This window comes from Halomonas sp. THAF5a (assembly GCF_009363755.1).
Lineage (GTDB): Bacteria > Pseudomonadota > Gammaproteobacteria > Pseudomonadales > Halomonadaceae > Halomonas.
The window spans coordinates 476,219-494,237 of sequence record NZ_CP045417.1 but is presented as its reverse complement, the minus strand read 5'-3'; the positions used below and the strand labels follow the sequence as shown (position 1 = coordinate 494,237).

The 18,019-nt window shown below is 70.3% G+C and carries 17 protein-coding genes; 15 read left to right on the top strand and 2 right to left on the bottom strand.

Going from position 1 to position 18,019, the window contains the following annotated elements; all coding sequences use genetic code 11:
* Positions 1 to 39 precede the first annotated feature (39 nt).
* The gene (locus tag FIU83_RS02215) at positions 40 to 2,574 is read left to right on the top strand and encodes a penicillin-binding protein 1A (RefSeq protein WP_152482558.1); all 2,535 of its coding nucleotides are present in this window, start codon (positions 40 to 42) and stop codon (positions 2,572 to 2,574) included.
* A gap of 102 nt (positions 2,575 to 2,676) precedes the next feature.
* The gene (locus FIU83_RS02210) at positions 2,677 to 3,441 is read left to right on the top strand and encodes a YdiY family protein (RefSeq protein ID WP_152482557.1); all 765 of its coding nucleotides are present in this window, start codon (positions 2,677 to 2,679) and stop codon (positions 3,439 to 3,441) included.
* A gap of 86 nt (positions 3,442 to 3,527) precedes the next feature.
* Here the strand turns inward: FIU83_RS02210 and FIU83_RS02205 are convergent, their stop codons facing one another.
* A complete protein-coding gene (locus tag FIU83_RS02205; protein WP_152482556.1) occupies positions 3,528 to 4,799 on the bottom strand; it encodes a malic enzyme-like NAD(P)-binding protein in 1,272 nt (423 codons plus the stop codon).
* A gap of 257 nt (positions 4,800 to 5,056) precedes the next feature.
* Positions 5,057 to 5,269, bottom strand: coding sequence for a 50S ribosomal protein L31 (rpmE, locus tag FIU83_RS02200; protein ID WP_108445243.1), 213 nt, complete (start codon positions 5,267 to 5,269; stop codon positions 5,057 to 5,059).
* 147 nt (positions 5,270 to 5,416) lie between these two features.
* Here rpmE and FIU83_RS02195 point away from each other — a divergent pair, with 147 nt between their 5' ends.
* From FIU83_RS02195 to tatC, 13 genes are all read left to right on the top strand, one after another.
* Positions 5,417 to 7,663 carry a primosomal protein N' gene (locus FIU83_RS02195; RefSeq protein WP_253939522.1) on the top strand — a complete coding sequence of 749 codons (2,247 nt, stop codon included), beginning with the start codon at positions 5,417 to 5,419 and terminating at the stop codon, positions 7,661 to 7,663.
* 103 nt (positions 7,664 to 7,766) lie between these two features.
* Positions 7,767 to 9,452: an arginine--tRNA ligase gene (gene argS, locus FIU83_RS02190; protein WP_152482554.1), complete on the top strand. Its 1,686-nt coding sequence runs from the start codon at positions 7,767 to 7,769 to the stop codon at positions 9,450 to 9,452.
* Positions 9,453 to 9,455: 3 nt separating this feature from the next.
* Positions 9,456 to 10,172, top strand: a complete 717-nt coding sequence (locus FIU83_RS02185) for an SPOR domain-containing protein (protein ID WP_152482553.1) — start codon at positions 9,456 to 9,458, stop codon at positions 10,170 to 10,172.
* Positions 10,173 to 10,312: 140 nt separating this feature from the next.
* The gene (hslV, locus tag FIU83_RS02180) at positions 10,313 to 10,831 is read left to right on the top strand and encodes an ATP-dependent protease subunit HslV (RefSeq protein WP_152482552.1); all 519 of its coding nucleotides are present in this window, start codon (positions 10,313 to 10,315) and stop codon (positions 10,829 to 10,831) included.
* A gap of 2 nt (positions 10,832 to 10,833) precedes the next feature.
* A complete protein-coding gene (gene hslU / locus FIU83_RS02175) occupies positions 10,834 to 12,156 on the top strand; it encodes an ATP-dependent protease ATPase subunit HslU (protein ID WP_152482551.1) in 1,323 nt (440 codons plus the stop codon).
* Between the two features lie 172 nt (positions 12,157 to 12,328).
* Positions 12,329 to 12,712: a gamma-butyrobetaine hydroxylase-like domain-containing protein gene (locus FIU83_RS02170; RefSeq protein WP_152482550.1), complete on the top strand. Its 384-nt coding sequence runs from the start codon at positions 12,329 to 12,331 to the stop codon at positions 12,710 to 12,712.
* Positions 12,713 to 13,035: 323 nt separating this feature from the next.
* Positions 13,036 to 13,791 (top strand): bifunctional demethylmenaquinone methyltransferase/2-methoxy-6-polyprenyl-1,4-benzoquinol methylase UbiE, encoded by a 756-nt coding sequence (gene ubiE / locus FIU83_RS02165; RefSeq protein WP_152482549.1) that lies wholly within the window; start codon positions 13,036 to 13,038, stop codon positions 13,789 to 13,791.
* Between the two features lie 7 nt (positions 13,792 to 13,798).
* The gene (locus FIU83_RS02160; RefSeq protein ID WP_152485216.1) at positions 13,799 to 14,455 is read left to right on the top strand and encodes an SCP2 domain-containing protein; all 657 of its coding nucleotides are present in this window, start codon (positions 13,799 to 13,801) and stop codon (positions 14,453 to 14,455) included.
* Complete coding sequence (ubiB, locus tag FIU83_RS02155) at positions 14,452 to 16,074, top strand: ubiquinone biosynthesis regulatory protein kinase UbiB (protein WP_152482548.1); 1,623 nt, start codon at positions 14,452 to 14,454, stop codon at positions 16,072 to 16,074. Before FIU83_RS02160 ends, ubiB begins: the two co-directional genes overlap by 4 nt.
* Before the next feature lie 24 nt (positions 16,075 to 16,098).
* Positions 16,099 to 16,434, top strand: coding sequence for a phosphoribosyl-ATP diphosphatase (locus tag FIU83_RS02150; RefSeq protein WP_152482547.1), 336 nt, complete (start codon positions 16,099 to 16,101; stop codon positions 16,432 to 16,434).
* Positions 16,435 to 16,483: 49 nt separating this feature from the next.
* A complete protein-coding gene (gene tatA, locus FIU83_RS02145; protein WP_152482546.1) occupies positions 16,484 to 16,756 on the top strand; it encodes a Sec-independent protein translocase subunit TatA in 273 nt (90 codons plus the stop codon).
* 6 nt (positions 16,757 to 16,762) lie between these two features.
* Positions 16,763 to 17,182 (top strand): Sec-independent protein translocase protein TatB, encoded by a 420-nt coding sequence (tatB, locus tag FIU83_RS02140; protein ID WP_152482545.1) that lies wholly within the window; start codon positions 16,763 to 16,765, stop codon positions 17,180 to 17,182.
* On the top strand, positions 17,179 to 17,943 hold the full coding sequence (tatC, locus tag FIU83_RS02135) for a twin-arginine translocase subunit TatC (RefSeq protein ID WP_152482544.1): 765 nt from the start codon (positions 17,179 to 17,181) through the stop codon (positions 17,941 to 17,943). The genes tatB and tatC overlap by 4 nt, the downstream gene beginning before the upstream one ends.
* The last annotated feature ends 76 nt before the right edge of the window (positions 17,944 to 18,019 follow it).

Genomic DNA, 18,019 nt, shown 5'->3' with positions numbered 1-18,019 from the left:
CCACTCCGCCTCCGTTCCCAGCATGGATACCGCATTTTCATGAAGTTTCTCAGAACCCTGGTCGTTTCCATCCTCTGGCTGCTGGTCTCGCTGTCGGCCGCCGGCGTCCTGGGCGTGGTGGGTGCCGCGCTCTACTTCGCCCCGGGCCTGCCCGACGTGCGCCAGCTCCAGGATTTCGAGCTGCAGACGCCGCTACGCATCTTCACCCGCGACGGCAAGCTGATCGGCGAGTTCGGCGAGGAGCGCCGTACCCCGGTGGAGTATGACGAGATCCCGGAGGAGCTGATCGACGCCCTGCTGGCCGCCGAGGACGCGACCTACTTCGACCATGCCGGCGTCGACCCCAAGGGGCTGCTGCGGGCCGCGGTGGAGCTGGCGGCGAGCGGCGGCGACATCCAGTCCGGGGGCTCGACGATCACCATGCAGGTGGCGCGCAACTACCTCTTGACGCTGGACCAGACCTTCACTCGCAAGATCCGCGAGATCCTGCTGGCGCTGCAGATGGAGCAGATCCTCTCCAAGCAGGAGATCCTCGAGCTCTACGTCAACAAGATCTATCTCGGCAACCGCGCCTACGGCATCGCGGCGGCCTCCGAGGTCTACTACGATCGCCCCCTCGACGAGCTGACCCTGGCCGAGAAGGCGATGATCGCCGGCCTGCCCAAGGCCCCCTCGGCCTTCAACCCGCTGGCCAACGCCGAGCGCGCGCTGATTCGCCGCAACTGGATCCTGTTTCGCATGCGCGAACTCGGCTACATCGACGAGGCGGCCTACGAGGAGGCCGTGCAGGCGCCGGTCACCGCCCGCCGCCACCTGGCCCAGGTCGAGGTGGAAGCCGACTACGTGGCCGAGATGGCACGCCAGTTCGCTATCGACCGCTACGGCGACCGGGCCTACACCGGCGGCTATCGCATCCACACCACCCTGGACAGCGAGCTGCAGCCGCTGGCCGGGCGCGCCCTGGCAGGGGGCCTGATCGACTACGACACCCGCCACGGCTGGCGCGGCCCGGAGCAGACCGACATCCCGCGCAGTCTGGCCGAGGCCCAGGAGCGCACCGACCGCGAGGGGCTGGAAGAGGAGCTCGCCGAGTCACCGGAGATCATGCAGACCGCGCGGCGCGCCGCCGAGCGCAGCCAGACCGAGATCGAGGGCATCGAGGGCGACGTCAGCAACTGGCTGCAGGTGCTCGAGCGCACGCCCGCCTACGGGCCGCTCAAGCCCGCCATCGTGGTCGAGAGCGAGGGGCGCGAGATGCGCGTCCTGGCCCGCGGCGGCGAGCTCATCACCCTGCCCTGGGAGGGCCTGGAGTGGGCGGATCCCTACCTGAGCCCCTATAGCCGGGGCACGCCGCCGAACTCGGCCGACGACATCGCGACCCGCGGCTCGCTGGTGCGCATCCTCGAAGACGAGGACGGCAGCTGGCGCCTCTCCCAGCGCCCGGGGGCCGAGGGCTCGCTGGTGGTGATGGATCCCGACAATGGCGCCATCCTGGCGCTGCAGGGCGGCTTCGACTTCGACGCCAGCAAGTTCAACCGCGCCACCCAGGCGCGCCGGCAGGCGGGCTCGATCTTCAAGCCGTTCGTCTACCTGGCGGCGCTGGACAGCGGCGAGATGAACCCGGCGAGCGTGGTCAACGACGCCCCGGTGGTGCTGCAGGACGGCAGCAACGAGCTGTGGCGCCCTGCCAACTCCAGCGGCGACTTCCTCGGCCCGACCCGCCTCAGGGTCGCCCTGGCGCGCTCGCGCAACCTCGTCACCATCCGCGTGCTGCAGTCCCTGGGGCTGGAGCGCACCATCGCGTTCCTCGAGGGCTTCGGCCTCGATCCCGACCAGCTGCCGCGCGGCCTCTCCCTGGCGCTGGGCAGCGCCAGCCTGACACCGCTGGAGATGACCAACGCCTATGCGGTGCTGGCCAACGGCGGCTTCCAGGTCTCCCCCTGGTTCATCGATCGGGTGACCCGCGGCGGCGACGATGACGACTCGGTCGTCGACGAGGCCTCGCCGCGCGTCGCCTGCCGCGACTGCAGCGAGGACCAGATGATGGTCGAGATCGACGGCGAGACCTACGAGGTCGCACCCCGGGTGGCGGACCCGGCGGCGGTCTACATCCTGCGCGACATGCTGCGTGACGTGGTCGAGCGCGGCACCGCCCGCCGGGCCCTGGCCCTGAAGCGCGGCGATATCGTCGGCAAGACCGGCACCACCAACGACCAGCGAGACGCCTGGTTCGCCGGCTTCAACAGCGACCTCGTCGCCACCACCTGGGTGGGCAAGGACAACAACGAGAGCACGGCCGAATATGGCTCCCAGGTGGCCCTGCCGATCTGGATGGACTTCATGGGCCAGGCCCTGGAGGGCGAGCCCGAACGCTGGCCCGAGCGGCCGGCGGACGTGGTCAGCGAGCGGGTCGACCCCGACACCGGCCGCCGCCTACGCGAAGACCAGGGCGGCGGCATCGAGGAGCTGTTCATGGCCGATCACCTGCCCGGCTTCCAGCCGCGCCGCGTCGAGCAGGAGGTCGAGCGCGAGAGCGGCTCCCAGGGCACCGGCGCCTACGAGGCCATCTTCTAGCCCGGCGCCGCCTCCCCGCTCGGGCGGCCGCCGCGCCGCCCGCCCCTTGCACAGATGGCGCCGCGTCGGCCAACGCCGACGCGGCAACCGACGAGACCGACCATGCCGTACCCCCTACCCTCTCCCCGTCTGCTCCGCTGGCTGGCCCTGGGTGGCCTGCTGACGATCGCCAGCGGGGGACAGGCCAGTCCCTTCTACGCGCCCCCGCCCCCCGAGCAGCATGCCGAGGGGCTCACCGGCAGCGCCGAGCTGGGCTACACGCACCTGTCGGGCAACACCGACAGCCAGACCCTGATCGCCAAGGGCCGGCTCACCTGGCTGACGGGAAGGTGGACCCACACCCTGCGCGGCGAGGTGCGCAACGTCTCCCGCGACGACGAGACCAGCGCCGAGCAGTACCTGGTCGCCGGCCGTGAGCGCTATGACCTCGAGGGACCCCACTACCTGTTCGGCTTCGCCCGCTGGGACCGCGACCGCTTCAGCGGTTACGAGCAGCAGTTCACGGCCATCGGTGGCTACGGTCGCGACCTGATCGACGACGCGCGCCAGCGGCTCTCGCTGGAGGCCGGGCCGGGCTTCCGCCACGACCGCATCGTGGACGGCGAGAACGAGTCGCTGGGCGTGGCCTACGGCGCCCTGGCCTACGCCTGGGACTTCTCGGAGACCGCCAGCCTCGAGCAGGAGCTCTCGGTGGAGGCCACCGACGCCAACGTCACCTCGCGCTCCCTGACGGCGCTCACCGCGCGCCTCAACGCCCACCTCGCCCTCAAGCTCTCCCACGAGATCAAGGACACCTCGCGCCCGCCCGAGGACGCCGAGGCGCGCACCGATCGCACCACCTCGGCCTCGCTGCTCTACAACTGGTAGACCGCCCGGGACACACCGCGGGCCCAGACGCGACAACGCCGGCCCGGGGGCCGGCGTTGTCATGCCGCGAGGGAGGCGTCGACGGCTCAGGCGCCGTAGACGTCCTCGGCGGACTGGAGCGGATAGTGGGAGGGATAGGGCTTGCGCGCCACCCCGGAGTCCACCGCCGCCTGGGCCACCGCCGCCGGCACCCGCTCCAGCAGGCGGACATCCACCGGCGTGGGGATGATGTAGTTCGGCCCGAAGGTCATCTCGTCCATCTCGTAGGCCTCCAGCACCTCCTGGGGGACCGGCTCGCGGGCCAGGTCCTTGAGGGCGTGGACGGCGGCGACCTTCATCTCCTCGTTGATGCGGGTGGCGCGCACGTCGAGCGCCCCGCGGAAGATGAACGGGAAGCCGAGCACGTTGTTGACCTGGTTCGGGTAGTCGGAACGGCCGGTGGCCATGATGACGTCCGGCCGCACCTCGCGGGCCAGGTCGGGATGGATCTCGGGGTCCGGATTGGTGCAGGCGAAGACCACCGGATTGGGCGCCATGCTGCGGATGTGGTCGGCGCTCATCAGGCCGGGCCCGGAGAGGCCGACGAAGACATCGGCGCCGTCGATGGCGTCGGCCAGGGTGCGCTTGTCGGTCTCGACCGCAAACATCGCCTTGTACTGGTTGAGGTCCTCGCGACCGCTGTGGATCACGCCCTTGCGGTCGAGCATCACGATGTTCTCGGGGTGCGCCCCGCAGGAGACCAGCAGCTTCATGCAGGCGATGGCGGCCGCGCCGGCGCCCAGGCAGACGATGCGGGCGCTGCCCAGCGACTTGCCGGCGATCTCCAGGGCGTTGAGCATGCCCGCGGCGGTGACGATGGCGGTACCGTGCTGGTCGTCATGGAAGACCGGGATACTGCACTGCTCGACCAGCGCCTGCTCGATCTCGAAGCACTCCGGCGCCTTGATGTCCTCGAGGTTGATGCCGCCCCAGGTATCGGCGATGCGCGCCACGGTGTCGATGAAGGCCTGGGGGCTCTCGGCATTGACCTCGACGTCCACCGAGTTGATGCCGGCGAAGCGCTTGAACAGCACGCCCTTGCCCTCCATCACCGGCTTGCTCGCCAGGGGCCCCAGGTTGCCGAGGCCGAGGATGGCGCTGCCGTCGGAGATCACCGCGACCAGGTTGCCCTTGCCGGTATAGAGGTAGGCGTTCTCCGGATCGTTGGCAATCTCGCGCACCGGCTCGGCGACCCCGGGACTGTAGGCCAGGGACAGGTCCCGAGCGCTGGCGGTGGGCTTGGTGAGCTCCACGGAGAGCTTCCCGGGGAAAGGTTTCGCGTGGTAATCCAGCGCCGCCTGCTTCTTCGCGTCCGTCATGCTGAGAGTATCCGGTAACCGATGATGAGGGTGGGGCAGTGTATACAAGAACGCCGAGACGCTCAACACGGCCCGATATCACTACCTTTTCCGTCTCGATTGAAGACGTTATCGACTATTTGTCGATACTTATGACTGAACGGGCCAGTCATAACGTTTTCCTTATCGTCATGACGGCGCGAGCGTCGGCGGGCACCGGAAACGAAGAAACCCGCCTCGGCGGGCGGGTTTCTCGAGTCAGCGGTGGGCCGGTCGGCTCAACGCTTGATGGCGGCACCGAAGCGCTTGTTGAAGCGCTCGACGCGACCACCGGTGGTCGCCTGCTTCTGCTTGCCAGTATAGAACGGGTGGCACTGCGAGCAGACGTCCAGGGAGAAGTCGTGGCCGGAGGTGGAGCCGACCTCGAAGGTGGCGCCGCAGGAGCAGGTCACGTTGACCGTCTTGTAATCCGGGTGGATACCTTGTTTCATCTTGAGCCTCACGAAGCTGTATGCCGCCACCTGATCTTCTGCCAGGCACCGCATACGGGTTGTCTGTACATGCGAACCGGTTGCCGCCAGGCACCCAGGGTGTCCGCAGCGGCGAAGTATTCTAGCAGAGCCCACGCCGGAGGCCAATTGCCCGATTCCCCTCTTTCGCCCGCGCCTCGCGTGCTGGGCGTCGCCGTGCCCTCGCCGCTGCGCCGACTGTTCGACTACCGGCCCGGCCGCGAGGCGCCGCCCGGCGGCTGGCAACCGGGGCTGCGCGTGCGGGTCCCCTTCGGACGGCGCCGGGTCGTCGGCGTGGTCGTGGAGTGCCGCGACGAAAGCGAGCTGCCGCTCTCGGGCCTCAAGCCGGTGGACGCCTGCCTCGACGAGGCCCCGCTGCCGGCCGACTGGCTGTGGCTCTGCCGCTTCACCGCCCGCTACTATCAGCACGCCCTCGGCGACACCCTGCACCAGGCGATGCCGGTGCTGCTGCGCCAGGGCCGCGCGCTGGCCGCGCGCACCCGCGAACGCTGGTGCGTGACGCCTGCCGGCCGGCAGGACGCGCCGCCGGGCCTTGACCGGGCCCCGCGCCAGGCCGAGCTGCTCGCCATGCTGCGCCAGCACCCCCACGGCCTGGTCAGCCAGGCGATCCTCGCCCAGTCGTTCAGCCGCGACCAGCTGCGCGCGCTGGTCGACAAGGGCCTGGTCGAGCGCCATGAGGAGCCGCTCTCGGCCGGCGCGCCGAGCGACGACGGCCAGCAATTACTGGCCGAACCCGCCCTGCCCCTCAACGGCGAGCAGGCCGCGGCGCTGGGCGCCCTCCACGAGCACCTCGACGCCTTCCACCCCTGCCTGCTCCACGGCGTCACGGGCAGCGGCAAGACCGAGGTCTACCTGCAGCTCATCGAAGCCGTCATCGGTCGCCACCGCCAGGCACTGGTGCTGGTCCCCGAGATCGGCCTGACCCCCCAGACCCTGGCGCGCTTTCGTCGCCGCTTCCGGGTGCCGGTGGTCGCGCTGCACTCCGGGCTCACCGACCTCGAGCGCCTGGACGCCTGGGAGGCGGCCGCCAGCGGCCGGGCGCCGATCGTCATCGGCACCCGCTCGGCGATCTTCACGCCGCTGGCCGCGCCCGGCGTGATCATCGTCGACGAGGAACATGACGGCTCCTTCAAGCAGCAGGACGGGCTGCGCTACCACGCCCGCGACCTCGCCGTGGCCCGGGCCCACCGCCATCGCATTCCGCTGCTGCTGGGCACGGCCACGCCGTCGCTGGAGACCCTGCAGCGCGCCCAGGCCGGCGACTACCGCCACCTGCGGCTGACCAAGCGTGCCAGCCGCCACGCCCCGGCACGCCTGGAACTCGTCGACCTGCGCGGCCGCCAGCGCCGGGCCGGGCTGATCCCGCCGGTGATCGAGACCATCGGCGAGACCCTGGCCGCCGGCCACCAGGTGCTGGTCTTCATCAATCGCCGCGGCTTCGCCCCGACGCTGGCCTGCCACGCCTGCGGCTGGCTGGCCGAGTGCGACCACTGCGACGCACGCATGACCCTGCACCGCCAGCCGCCGCTGCTCGCCTGCCACCACTGCGACCGCCGCCGCGCCCTGCCCGACGCCTGCCCCGACTGCGGCAGCATCGACCTGCGCCCCCTGGGCAGCGGCACCGAACGCACCGAGGAGACCCTGGCAGCGCTCTTCCCCGAGACGCCGGTGCACCGCATCGACCGCGACAGCACCCGGCGCCGCGACGCCCTCGAGCAGGTGCTGGCCGAGGTGCGCCGCGGCGAGCCCTGCCTGCTGGTGGGCACCCAGATGCTGGCCAAGGGCCATCACCTGCCCCACGTCACCCTGGTGGTGGTGGTCAACGCCGACGCCGGCCTCTACGCCAGCGACTTCCGGGCGCTGGAGCACAGCGCCCAGCTGCTCGAGCAGGTGGCGGGGCGCGCCGGCCGCGCCGCCCATCCCGGCCGGGTGCTGGTGCAGACGATGCACACCGACGACCCGCACCTGCGCCTGCTGGCCGACGCCGGCTACGACGCCCTGGCCGCCCAGCTGCTCGAGGAGCGCCGCGCCGCCCAGCTGCCGCCCTTCCGCTTCCTGGCCCTGCTGCGCCTGGAGGCGCCCCGGGAGGCGGCGGTCACCGAGCTCGGGGGGCTCGCCGCCGAGGCGCTGCGCGGCTGGCTCGCCGAGCGCGGGCTCGAGGTCGACTGCCTGGGACCGGTGCCGGCGCCCATGGAGCGGCGCCAGAACCGCTATCACCTGCAGCTGATGCTCTCCGCCGGGCGCCGCAGCCGGCTCCACGAGGCCGGCGCCTGGCTGATCGCCTGGCTGGAGGCGCGCCCCGAGGCGCGGCGGGTGCGCTGGTCGCTGGACATCGACCCGCAGACCCTGGCCTGACGCCACACCTTTAAAGCCCGGCGCCGATTGCCGATAATGGCGCCCCAGACTCGCCCGGGCGGTCGCTTCGCATCGCCCCCGCCACAGGACACCGGACACTTCCATGAAAGAGACCATCATCGCGCTGCTCGAGGGCGCCCTGGACCACCTCCGGCAGCAGGGCGTCGTGCCCGCCGAGATCGCCCCCGCCATCAAGGTCGATCCGACCCGCGACAAGGCCCACGGCGACTACGCCACCAACCTCGCGCTGATGCTCGCCAAGCCGGCCGGCAAGAAGCCCCGTGAGCTGGCCGAGCTGCTGGTCGCGGCGCTGCCCGAAAGCGACGCCGTACAGAAGGTGGAGATCGCCGGCCCCGGTTTCGTCAACTTCTTCGCCGCCACCGACGCCGCCGCCCAGGTCGTGCGCCAGGTGCTCGAGGCCGGCGACGCCTTCGGCCGCAACCTGGCGGGCAAGGGGCAGAAGGTGCAGGTGGAGTTCGTCTCCGCCAACCCCACCGGTCCCCTGCACGTCGGCCACGGCCGCGGCGCGGCGATCGGCGACAGCATCTGCCGCCTGCTCGAGGCGGTGGGCTTTGATGTCACCCGCGAGTTCTACTACAACGACGCCGGCGCCCAGATCGCCAACCTGGCGCGCTCGGTGCAGGCCCGGGCGCAGGGCATCGACCCCGACGACGCCGGCTGGCCCGAGGACGGCTACCGCGGCGGCTACATCATCGACGTCGCCAACAGCTACCTGGCCGGCGAGACCGTCCACGCCGACGACCGCCAGGTCACCGGCGCCGCCGACCCGGACGACCTCGAGGCGATCCGCGAGTTCGCCGTGGCCTACCTGCGCCGCGAGCAGGACCTCGACCTCAAGGCCTTCGGGGTCGAGTTCGACGTCTACTTCCTGGAGTCCTCGCTCTACGAGCAGGGCAAGGTCGAGGCCGCGGTGGAGCGGCTGGTCGAGCAGGGCCACACCTATGAGCAGGACGGCGCCCTGTGGCTGCGCACCACCGACTTCGGTGACGACAAGGACCGCGTGATGCGCAAGTCCGACGGCCAGTACACCTACTTCCTGCCCGACGTCGCCTACCACCTCGACAAGTGGCAGCGCGGCTTCACCACGGTGATCAACGAGCAGGGCGCCGACCACCACTCCACCGTGACCCGGGTGCGCGCCGGGCTGCAGGCGCTGGAGGCCGGCATCCCCCAGGGCTGGCCCGACTACGTGCTGCACCAGATGGTGATGGTCACCCGCTCCGGGGTCGAGGTGAAGCTCTCCAAGCGCGCCGGCAGCTACGTCACGGTGCGCGACCTGATCGACGAGGTGGGCCGCGACGCCACCCGCTTCTTCCTGGCCGCCCGGCGCGCCGACTCGCAGCTGACCTTCGACATCGACCTGGCCCGCTCGCAGTCCAACGACAACCCGGTCTACTACGTGCAGTACGCCCACGCCCGGGTCTGCAGCATGCTGCGCAAGGCCGACGCCGAGGGCCTGGCCTTCGACCACGCGCTCGCCATGGACCAGCTCGCGCTGCTCGACAGCGACCAGGAGAAGGCGGTGCTCAACCGCCTGGCCCGCTACCCCGAGGTGGTCGCCCATGCCGCCGCCTCCCACGAGCCGCAGCAGATCGCCCAGTACCTGCTCGACCTGGCCGCCGACTTCCACACCTGCTACAACGCGGTGAAGGTGATGGTCGACGACGACGCCCTGCGCAACGCGCGCCTGGCGCTGGGCCTGGCCACGCGCCAGGTGCTGCGCAACGGCCTCGACCTGATGGGTGTCGGCGCGCCCGAGGAGATGTAAGCCATGGCCACCCGCAAGGCTCCCGCCAGGAAGCGCGGCGCCACCAGCGCGTCGCGCAGTCGCGCCGCCCCGCCCCCGCGCCGCGGCGTGCCGGGCTGGCTGTGGGGGCTCGTCGGCCTGGTGGCCGGCTTCCTGCTGGCCCAGCACCAGCAGGGGGTCGCCCCCTGGCAGGACGACGACTCGCCGCTGGCGAGGGTGCTCTCCCAGCCGGAGGGCCGCGAGGCCGCCGAGCAGGCCCCGAGCGCCGAGACGCCCGACGAGCCGCCAATGCCGACCTTCGAGTTCTACACCCTGCTGCCGGAGTCCGAGGTGATCGCCCCGGGCGGCCAGGTGCCGAGCTCCACGGCGACCCCGCCGCCGCGCCCCGAGCCGGCCGAGGCGACGCCGGAGCGAACCGCACCGGCCGACGACCCGATCGCCCGGGTGATCGCCGCCAACATGGAGGCCGACGAGACGAGCCGCCCTGCCGCCTCGGACGCCAACGCCCGCTTCGTGCTGCAGGCCGCCTCCTTCCGTGAGGCCGGCGACGCCGACCGGCTGGCCGGCCGCCTCAAGGACTTCGGCCTGCTGGCCAAGATCAGCGAGGTCAAGACCGGCGAGGGCGACACCTGGCACCGCGTCCAGGTCGGCCCCTACAGCGACCGCCGCGAGCTCAATCGCGCCCAGGACCTGATGACCACCCAGGGCATCGAGCCGCTGCTGATCCAGCTGCAGAACTGACGCGCCCGCCGCGGGGCTCGACCAAGGTTGAATTCCGCGCGCCCCGCCCGCACTTCCCCATGAGTTCACCCCGGCGCCTCGGTGAGACCGAGGCGCCGCCAGTCATCGGGAGCTTTTCCCTCCCCCAAGGAGTCCCCTCCATGACCACGATCGTTTCCGTGCGCCGCGGTGACCAGGTGGCGCTGGCCGGTGACGGCCAGGTCTCGCTGGGCAACACCGTGATGAAGGGCAACGCCAGCAAGGTGCGTCGCCTCTACCACGGCCAGGTGCTGGCCGGCTTCGCCGGCGGCACCGCCGACGCCTTCACCCTCTTCGAGCGCTTCGAGGCCCAGCTCGAGAAGTACCAGGGCAACCTGGTCAAGGCCGCCGTGGAACTGGCCAAGGACTGGCGCACCGACCGCGCCCTGCGTCGCCTGGAGGCGCTGCTCGCCGTGGCCAACAAGGACGCCTCGCTGATCATCACCGGCAACGGCGACGTGGTGGAGCCCGAGCGCGGCATCATCGCCATCGGCTCCGGCGGCAACTACGCCCTCTCCGCCGCCCGCGCCCTGCTGGAGAACACCGACCTCTCCGCCCGCGACATCACCGAGAAGTCCCTGGCCATCGCCGGCGACATCTGCGTGTTCACCAACCACAACGTCACGCTGGAAGAGCTCTGATCATGACCCGGATGACCCCCCGCGAGATCGTCCATGCCCTGGACCAGTACATCGTCGGCCAGCAGGACGCCAAGCGTGCCGTGGCCGTGGCCCTGCGCAACCGCTGGCGGCGCATGCAGCTCGACGGCGAGCTGCGCCACGAGGTGACGCCCAAGAACATCCTGATGATCGGCCCCACCGGCGTCGGCAAGACCGAGATCGCCCGCCGCCTGGCCAAGCTCGCCGGCGCGCCCTTCATCAAGGTGGAGGCCACCAAGTTCACCGAGGTGGGCTACGTGGGCCGCGACGTGGAGTCGATCATCCGCGACCTGACCGAGGCCGCCATCAAGCTGGTCCGCGAGCAGGCCAAGGAGGAGGTCGGCCACCGCGCCGAGGACGCCGCCGAGGAGCGCATCCTCGACGCCCTGCTGCCGCCGCCCCGCGGCCAGGAGAACGAGCCGCGCCAGGACAGCTCGACCCGCCAGCTGTTCCGCAAGAAGCTGCGCGAGGGCCAGCTCGACGACAAGGAGATCGACATCGAGGTCACTCCCCAGGGCCCGGGCGTGGACATCACCACCCCGCCGGGCATGGAGGAGATGACCAGCCAGCTGCAGAACCTGTTCGCCGGCATGGGCAAGCAGAAGAGCGAGAGCCGTCGGGTCGCGGTGAAGGACGCCCTCGGCCTGCTGCGCGACGAGGAGGCCGGCAAGCTGGTCAACGAGGACGACATCAAGAGCCGCGCCATCGAGGCGGTGGAGCAGAACGGCATCGTCTTCCTCGACGAGATCGACAAGGTCGCCAAGGGCAGCGGCCAGTCCAGCGGCGGCGAGGTCTCCCGCGAGGGCGTGCAGCGCGACCTGCTGCCGCTGATCGAGGGCTCCACGGTCTCCACCAAGTACGGCATGGTCAAGACCGACCACATCCTGTTCATCGCCTCCGGCGCCTTCCACCTGTCGCGCCCGTCGGACCTGATCCCGGAGCTGCAGGGCCGCCTGCCGATCCGCGTCGAGCTCAACGCCCTGACGCCGGAGGACTTCCAGCGCATCCTCTCCGAGCCCTCCGCGGCGCTGACCAAGCAGTACCAGGCGCTGCTCGCCACCGAGGGGCTCGAGGTCACCTTCACCGAGGACGGCATCGCGCGCATCGCCGAGATCGCCTGGAAGGTCAACGAGGGCACCGAGAACATCGGCGCGCGCCGCCTGCACACCGTGATGGAACGCCTGCTCGAGGAGGCCTCCTATCAGGGCGGCGACTTCGGCAGCCCGCTGGCGATCGACGCCGCCTACGTCGACTCCCAGCTCGGCGAGCTGGCGATGGACGAGGACCTGTCGCGGTATATCCTGTAAGCCCGGCCCCGAGCCGAGGGCCAACGGGTAGCGCGGCGCCGGGAACCGCTCGTGGAGGAGGTCATTTGCCAGGGAGGGCAAATGTAGCGCCCAGGGAAGGGTTCACAGCGCCTCCGACATGAGCGGTGACCGGGACAGCCGCCCACCGCCAACGCTGCTGCGGAGCCTCATCATGACAGCCCCGATCCCCACCAACGTGCACTACCACCGCAAGGAGCGCGAGCTCGAACTCACCTACGCCGAGGGCGAGTCCTACCGGCTCTCGGTGGAGTACCTGCGCGTCTTCTCGCCCTCCGCCGAGGTGCGCGGCCACGGCCCGGACTCCGCCACCCTGCAGGTGGGCAAGAAGGACGTCGGCCTCAAGAACATCACCCCGGCCGGGCGCTACGCGCTGAAGCTGCACTTCGACGACGGCCACGACAGCGGCCTCTACAGCTGGGACTACCTCTATGACCTGATCCGGCGCCGCGAGGCCAACTGGGCCGACTACCTGCGCCGGCTCGAGGAGGCGGGCGCCTCGCGGGAGCCGCTGGGCATCGAGATCAAGCAGCTCTGAGATCCTTTTCGCCGGCTCAGCCGGTGACAGACCGTCGAGGGAGCGCTGTAAACCCGTCCCTGGGCGCTACCGATGCCCTGCTTCGCTCTCGCATCCTGCTCCGCTTGCAGGACCGGTGCTGGCCATCCATGGCCAGCCCGTTCGAAGCGATGCTTCTCACCCCTGGCATAAGACCCCCTCTCCGGTCTGTCCCCGGCACCCTCATGGATCGTGCCAAGCGACGCCCGGCGTCAAGACAATCGTCATCGGGGAGGGCTACAATGGCGCCCATCGGCGAGGCCGCCAGGCCCGCCCCCACCGCAGCGATTCGGGAGCCCCACGGCATGAGCGCCAGTGACAAGCACACCACCCACTTCGGCTACCAGGAAGTCCCGGTCGAGGAGAAAGCCTCCCGCGTGGCCCACGTCTTCCACTCGGTGGCGGCGCGCTACGACATCATGAACGACCTGATGTCGATGGGCATCCACCGCCTGTGGAAGCGCCTGGCCATCGAGCGCTCCGGCGTGCGTCCCGGCCACAGCGTGCTCGACATCGCCGGCGGCACCGGCGACCTCACGGCCAGGTTCTCGCGCATGGTGGGCCCCCGCGGCCGGGTGGTACTGGCCGACATCAACGAGTCCATGCTGCGGGTCGGTCGCGACAAGCTGCTCGACCACGGCGTCGGCGGCAACGTCGAGTACGTCCAGGCCAACGCGGAGTGCCTGCCCTTCCCCGACAACAGCTTCGACTGCATCACCATCGCCTTCGGCCTGCGCAACGTCACCGACAAGGATGCCGCCCTGCGCTCCATGACCCGGGTACTCAAGCCGGGCGGTCGCCTGCTGGTGCTGGAGTTCTCCAAGCCGGGCAACCCGCTGTTCTCCAAGGCCTACGACGAGTACTCCTTCCGCCTGCTGCCGAAGATCGGCGAGCTGGTGGCCAGCGACGGCGAGAGCTACCGCTACCTGGCCGAATCGATCCGCATGCACCCCGACCAGGAGACCCTCAAGGGCATGATGGAGGCCGCCGGGCTCGAGCGGGTCGAGTACACCAACCTCACCGGGGGCATCGTCGCCCTGCACCGCGGCATCAAGCTGTGAGGGCATGATGTCGCTGTCTCCCACCCTGCTGCTGGCCGGTCTCGAACGCACCCTCAACGCCCTGCTCGCCCGGGATCCCGCGGCCCCGGCGCGGCTGGCCCGGCTCGCCGGCCAGCGTGTCCTGCTGCGCCTGGAGCGGCCCGAGCTGGCGCTGACCCTGCACTTCCATCCGGCGGGCATCGACCTGCTGCGCCCCGACACGACCGACGGGGAGGCCCTCGACGAGGCGGCCTTCGACGCGGTGGTCGAGCTCGACGCCGAGACCCTCGGCGAGCTGCTCGGCGGCGCCCCCATCGAGCGGCTGATGTTCCAGGGCAAGCTCGCCGTGCGCGGGCGCCCCCACCTGCTCGAGGCGACCCGCGACCTGCTGTTCGACCTCGATCTCGACTGGGAGGGCGAGCTCGCCCGCTGGCTCGGCGATATCCCGGCCCACAGCCTGGCCGAGGGGGTGCGCAGCCTCGCCCAGTGGGGGCTGCGCACCCGCCAGGAGCTCTGCGCCGACGTCGGCGAGTATGTCTTCGAGGAGGCGCGCCTGCTGCCGGGCCGCCACCAGCTCGAGGCGCTGCGCGACCACATGACCGAGCTGGAGATCGCCACCGACCGCCTCGAGGCCCGCCTGGCCCGGCTGCGCCGTCGCCTGGCCGCGGCGGAGGCCCCCTCATGATCCTGCGGCTGGCGCGCATCGTCTGGGTGATCACCCGCTACCGCCTCGACACCCTGCTGCCCCTGGCACGCCTGCCCTGGTGGCTGCGCGGCCTGTTCCTGCTCTCGCCGCTGCGCCTGGTGCCGATCGGCGAGCGCTCCCGGGGCGAGCGCCTGCGCCTCGCCCTGGAGTCCCTGGGCCCGATCTTCGTCAAGTTCGGCCAGATGCTCTCGACCCGCCGCGACCTGCTGCCCGAGGACCTCGCCGACGAGCTGCAGCGCCTGCAGGACCAGGTGCCGCCCTTCCCCGGCCACCAGGCCATGGCGCTGGTCGAGGAGGAGCTCGAGATGTCGCTGGAGGAGGCGTTCGCCGGCTTCGAGCCCGACCCCCTGGCCTCGGCCTCCGTCGCCCAGGTGCATGCGGCGCGGCTGCACGACGGCGAGGCCGTGGTGGTCAAGATCATTCGCCCCGGCATCGACCGGGTGATGCGCCAGGACATGGCGCTGATGTACCGCTTCGCCAGCGTGCTGGCGCGGATTCCCGAGGCGCGCCGGCTGCGCCCCGTGGAGGTGGTCCGCGACTACGAGTCCACGCTGTTTGACGAGCTCGACCTGACCAAGGAGGCCGCCAACACCTCCCAGCTCAAGCGCAACTTCAAGGGCTCGCCGCTGCTCCACGTGCCCGCCATCCACTGGGCGCTGACCCGCCGCCGGGTGATGGTCCAGGAGCGGATCTACGGCGTGCCGGTGGCCGACACCGCGGCGCTGGTCGCCCAGGGCACCAACCTCAAGAAGCTCGCCGAGCGGGGCGTGGAGATCTTCTTCACCCAGGTGTTCCGCGACAACTTCTTCCACGCCGACATGCACCCGGGCAACATCTTCGTCGCCCACGAGCACCCCGAGGATCCCCAGTACATCGCCATCGACTGCGGCATCGTCGGCAGCCTGACCCGCGAGGACCAGGACTACCTGGCCCGCAACCTGCTGGCCTTCTTCCATCAGGACTACTACGAGGTGGCCGCCCTGCACATCGAGTCCGGCTGGGTGGGCGAGGAGACCCGGGCCAACGAGTTTGCCGCGGCGGTGCGCACGGTGTGCGAGCCGATCCTCGAGAAGCCGCTCAAGGACATCTCCTTCGGCCAGGTACTGCTGGGACTCTTCCAGACCGCGCGCCGCTTCAACATGGAGGTGCAGCCCCAGCTGGTGCTGCTGCAGAAGACCCTGCTCAACATCGAGGGGCTGGGGCGCCAGCTCTATCCCGACCTCGATCTCTGGTCGACCGCCAAGCCCTACCTGGAGCGCTGGATGAAGGAGCGCGCCGGGGCACGCGGCCTGCTGGAGTCCCTGAAGCGCCAGGCCCCGGAGCTTTCTCGCCAGCTGCCGGAGCTGCCGGTGCTCGCCCACCAGGCGCTCGCCCGGGCCGAGCAGGAGCATCGCCAGCGCCGTCGCCAGTCGACCGCCATGGGCGACATCGCCCGCCAGCTGACGCGCCAGGGCCATCGCCAACGGCGACTGCGCCTCGGCCTGCTGCTGGTGGTCGCGGCGCTGGCCTGGCAGCCTCTCTCCGACTGGGCCGCCGGCCAGCCCTGGCCGGCGCTCGCCACCGCCGCCCTCGGCGTGCTGCTGCTAGCCTGGCACTGACCTCAACCAATGGAACCCTGCCCCATGAGCGATATACTGGACCGACTGCACGACGTGCTCGAACAGCGCCGCCAGGCCGATCCCGACAGCTCCTACGTGGCCGCCCTGCATCACAAGGGGCTCAACAAGATCCTCGAGAAGGTCGGCGAGGAGAGCACCGAGACCCTGCTGGCGGCCAAGGACGCCGAGCACGGCGATGCGGCGGCGCGACAGGCGTTGATCGCCGAAACGGCCGACTTGTGGTTTCATAGCCTGGTGATGCTCTCGCACCTGGGCCTCGACCACGACGCGGTCCTGGCTGAGCTGGCCCGCCGCTTCGGCGTCTCGGGACACGACGAGAAGGCCGCACGGCAACCCTAGCGACAACTGGCCCCCGGGCCTCCCCGAGCCCCAACCTGAGGAAGTGAATATGTTAGGTGGTATCAGTATCTGGCAGCTGCTGATCGTTCTCGGCATCATCATCCTGATCTTCGGCACCAAGAAGCTGCGTAACGTCGGCGGCGACCTGGGCGGCGCCGTGAAGGGCTTCAAGAAGGCCATGAACGACGAGGAGAAGGGCGAGAAAGCCGAGGACGAGCAGGCAAGCGATCCCCAGGCCCGCGTCAGCCATGACGACGAGGGGGTCAACACCTACGACGTCAAGGCCGAGAAGAAGGTCGAGGACTCGGAAGAGCGCAAGTAAGCCGCCATGTTCGATATGGGCTTTCTCGAACTGATGATCATCGGCGTGGTGGGCCTGCTGGTGCTCGGTCCCGAGCGCCTGCCCAAGGCCGCCCGCACCCTGGGGCTGTGGATCGGCAAGATCAAGCGCACGGTCTCGGGCATGCAGCGCGAGATCAGCGCCCAGCTCGAGGCCGAGGAGCTGCGCCAGAAGCTCAACGAGCAGCAGAAGAAGCTCGACGAGGGCGTCCAGCAGGTCAAGCGGGGCGTGGAGGGCATCGCCGAGGATGACGGCGGTGCGTCCGCCTCGTCCCCGCGGCCCAAGGCCGCGCCCGCCGAGCAGCGCCTCGACGACGCCCTGGCCCGGGCCCGCCAGGACACCGAGGTCGATGAGTCGCCGCGCGCCGCCGATGCCCCCAACGCCGACAAGGACCCCGCCTCCCGATGAGCAACACCGGTGATCCCCAGGAACAGAACCAGGCCCCGCTGATCGAGCACCTCATCGAGTTGCGCTCGCGGCTGATGCGGGCGGTGATCGCGATCCTGGTGATCTTTCTCGGGCTCTACGCCTTCGCCAACGACATCTACCTGTTCGTCGCCGAGCCGCTGATGGCGCTGCTGCCGGAAGGCTCGCAGATGATCGCCACCGAGGTCGCCTCGCCTTTCCTGGCGCCCTTCAAGCTGACCCTGGTGGTGGCGGTGTTCATCGCCGTGCCCTTCGTGCTGCACCAGGCCTGGGCCTTCATCGCCCCGGGGCTCTACGACAACGAGAAGGCGCTGGCGCTGCCGATCCTGGCCTCCAGCGTCGCGCTCTTCTACGGCGGCGCGGCCTTCGCCTACTACGTGGTCTTCCCGCTGCTGTTCCAGTTCTTCACCCAGACCGGGCCGGAGAACGTGGCGGTGATGACCGACATCAACCAGTACCTGAACTTCGTCCTCAAGCTGTTCTTCGCCTTCGGGGTGGCCTTCGAGATCCCCATCGCCACCTTCCTGCTGATCCTCTCGGGGGCCACCACCGTGGAGAGCCTCTCGAAGAAGCGCCCCTACGTGGTGCTGGGCTGCTTCGTCATCGGCATGCTGTTGACCCCGCCGGACGTGGTCTCCCAGAGCCTGCTGGCGGTGCCGATGTACCTGCTCTACGAGGTGGGCCTGCTGTTCGGCCGGCTGGTGCGCCGCAAGCGCGACCGGGACGCCGCCGACGAGGAATAAGCTGCAAGCTGCAAATCGACGGCCTGGCAACGTCCGGAGCAAAGGAAACCCCGAAGGCCCAGGCCTTCGGGGTTTC

Bases quoted from the DNA above. Each gene is read 5' to 3' on its own strand.
- FIU83_RS02185 (WP_152482553.1), top strand. From the start codon at position 9,456: ATGGCCACCCGCAAGGCTCCCGCCAGGAAGCGCGGCGCCACCAGCGCG.
- hslU (WP_152482551.1), top strand. From the start codon at position 10,834: ATGACCCGGATGACCCCCCGCGAGATCGTCCATGCCCTGGACCAGTAC.
- ubiB (WP_152482548.1), top strand. From the start codon at position 14,452: ATGATCCTGCGGCTGGCGCGCATCGTCTGGGTGATCACCCGCTACCGC.
- FIU83_RS02150 (WP_152482547.1), top strand. From the start codon at position 16,099: ATGAGCGATATACTGGACCGACTGCACGACGTGCTCGAACAGCGCCGC.
- FIU83_RS02160 (WP_152485216.1), top strand. From the start codon at position 13,799: ATGTCGCTGTCTCCCACCCTGCTGCTGGCCGGTCTCGAACGCACCCTC.
- tatC (WP_152482544.1), top strand. From the start codon at position 17,179: ATGAGCAACACCGGTGATCCCCAGGAACAGAACCAGGCCCCGCTGATC.
- ubiE (WP_152482549.1), top strand. From the start codon at position 13,036: ATGAGCGCCAGTGACAAGCACACCACCCACTTCGGCTACCAGGAAGTC.
- tatB (WP_152482545.1), top strand. From the start codon at position 16,763: ATGTTCGATATGGGCTTTCTCGAACTGATGATCATCGGCGTGGTGGGC.
- hslV (WP_152482552.1), top strand. From the start codon at position 10,313: ATGACCACGATCGTTTCCGTGCGCCGCGGTGACCAGGTGGCGCTGGCC.
- tatA (WP_152482546.1), top strand. From the start codon at position 16,484: ATGTTAGGTGGTATCAGTATCTGGCAGCTGCTGATCGTTCTCGGCATC.
- rpmE (WP_108445243.1), bottom strand. From the start codon at position 5,269: ATGAAACAAGGTATCCACCCGGATTACAAGACGGTCAACGTGACCTGC.
- argS (WP_152482554.1), top strand. From the start codon at position 7,767: ATGAAAGAGACCATCATCGCGCTGCTCGAGGGCGCCCTGGACCACCTC.
- FIU83_RS02205 (WP_152482556.1), bottom strand. From the start codon at position 4,799: ATGACGGACGCGAAGAAGCAGGCGGCGCTGGATTACCACGCGAAACCT.
- FIU83_RS02215 (WP_152482558.1), top strand. From the start codon at position 40: ATGAAGTTTCTCAGAACCCTGGTCGTTTCCATCCTCTGGCTGCTGGTC.
- FIU83_RS02170 (WP_152482550.1), top strand. From the start codon at position 12,329: ATGACAGCCCCGATCCCCACCAACGTGCACTACCACCGCAAGGAGCGC.
- FIU83_RS02210 (WP_152482557.1), top strand. From the start codon at position 2,677: ATGCCGTACCCCCTACCCTCTCCCCGTCTGCTCCGCTGGCTGGCCCTG.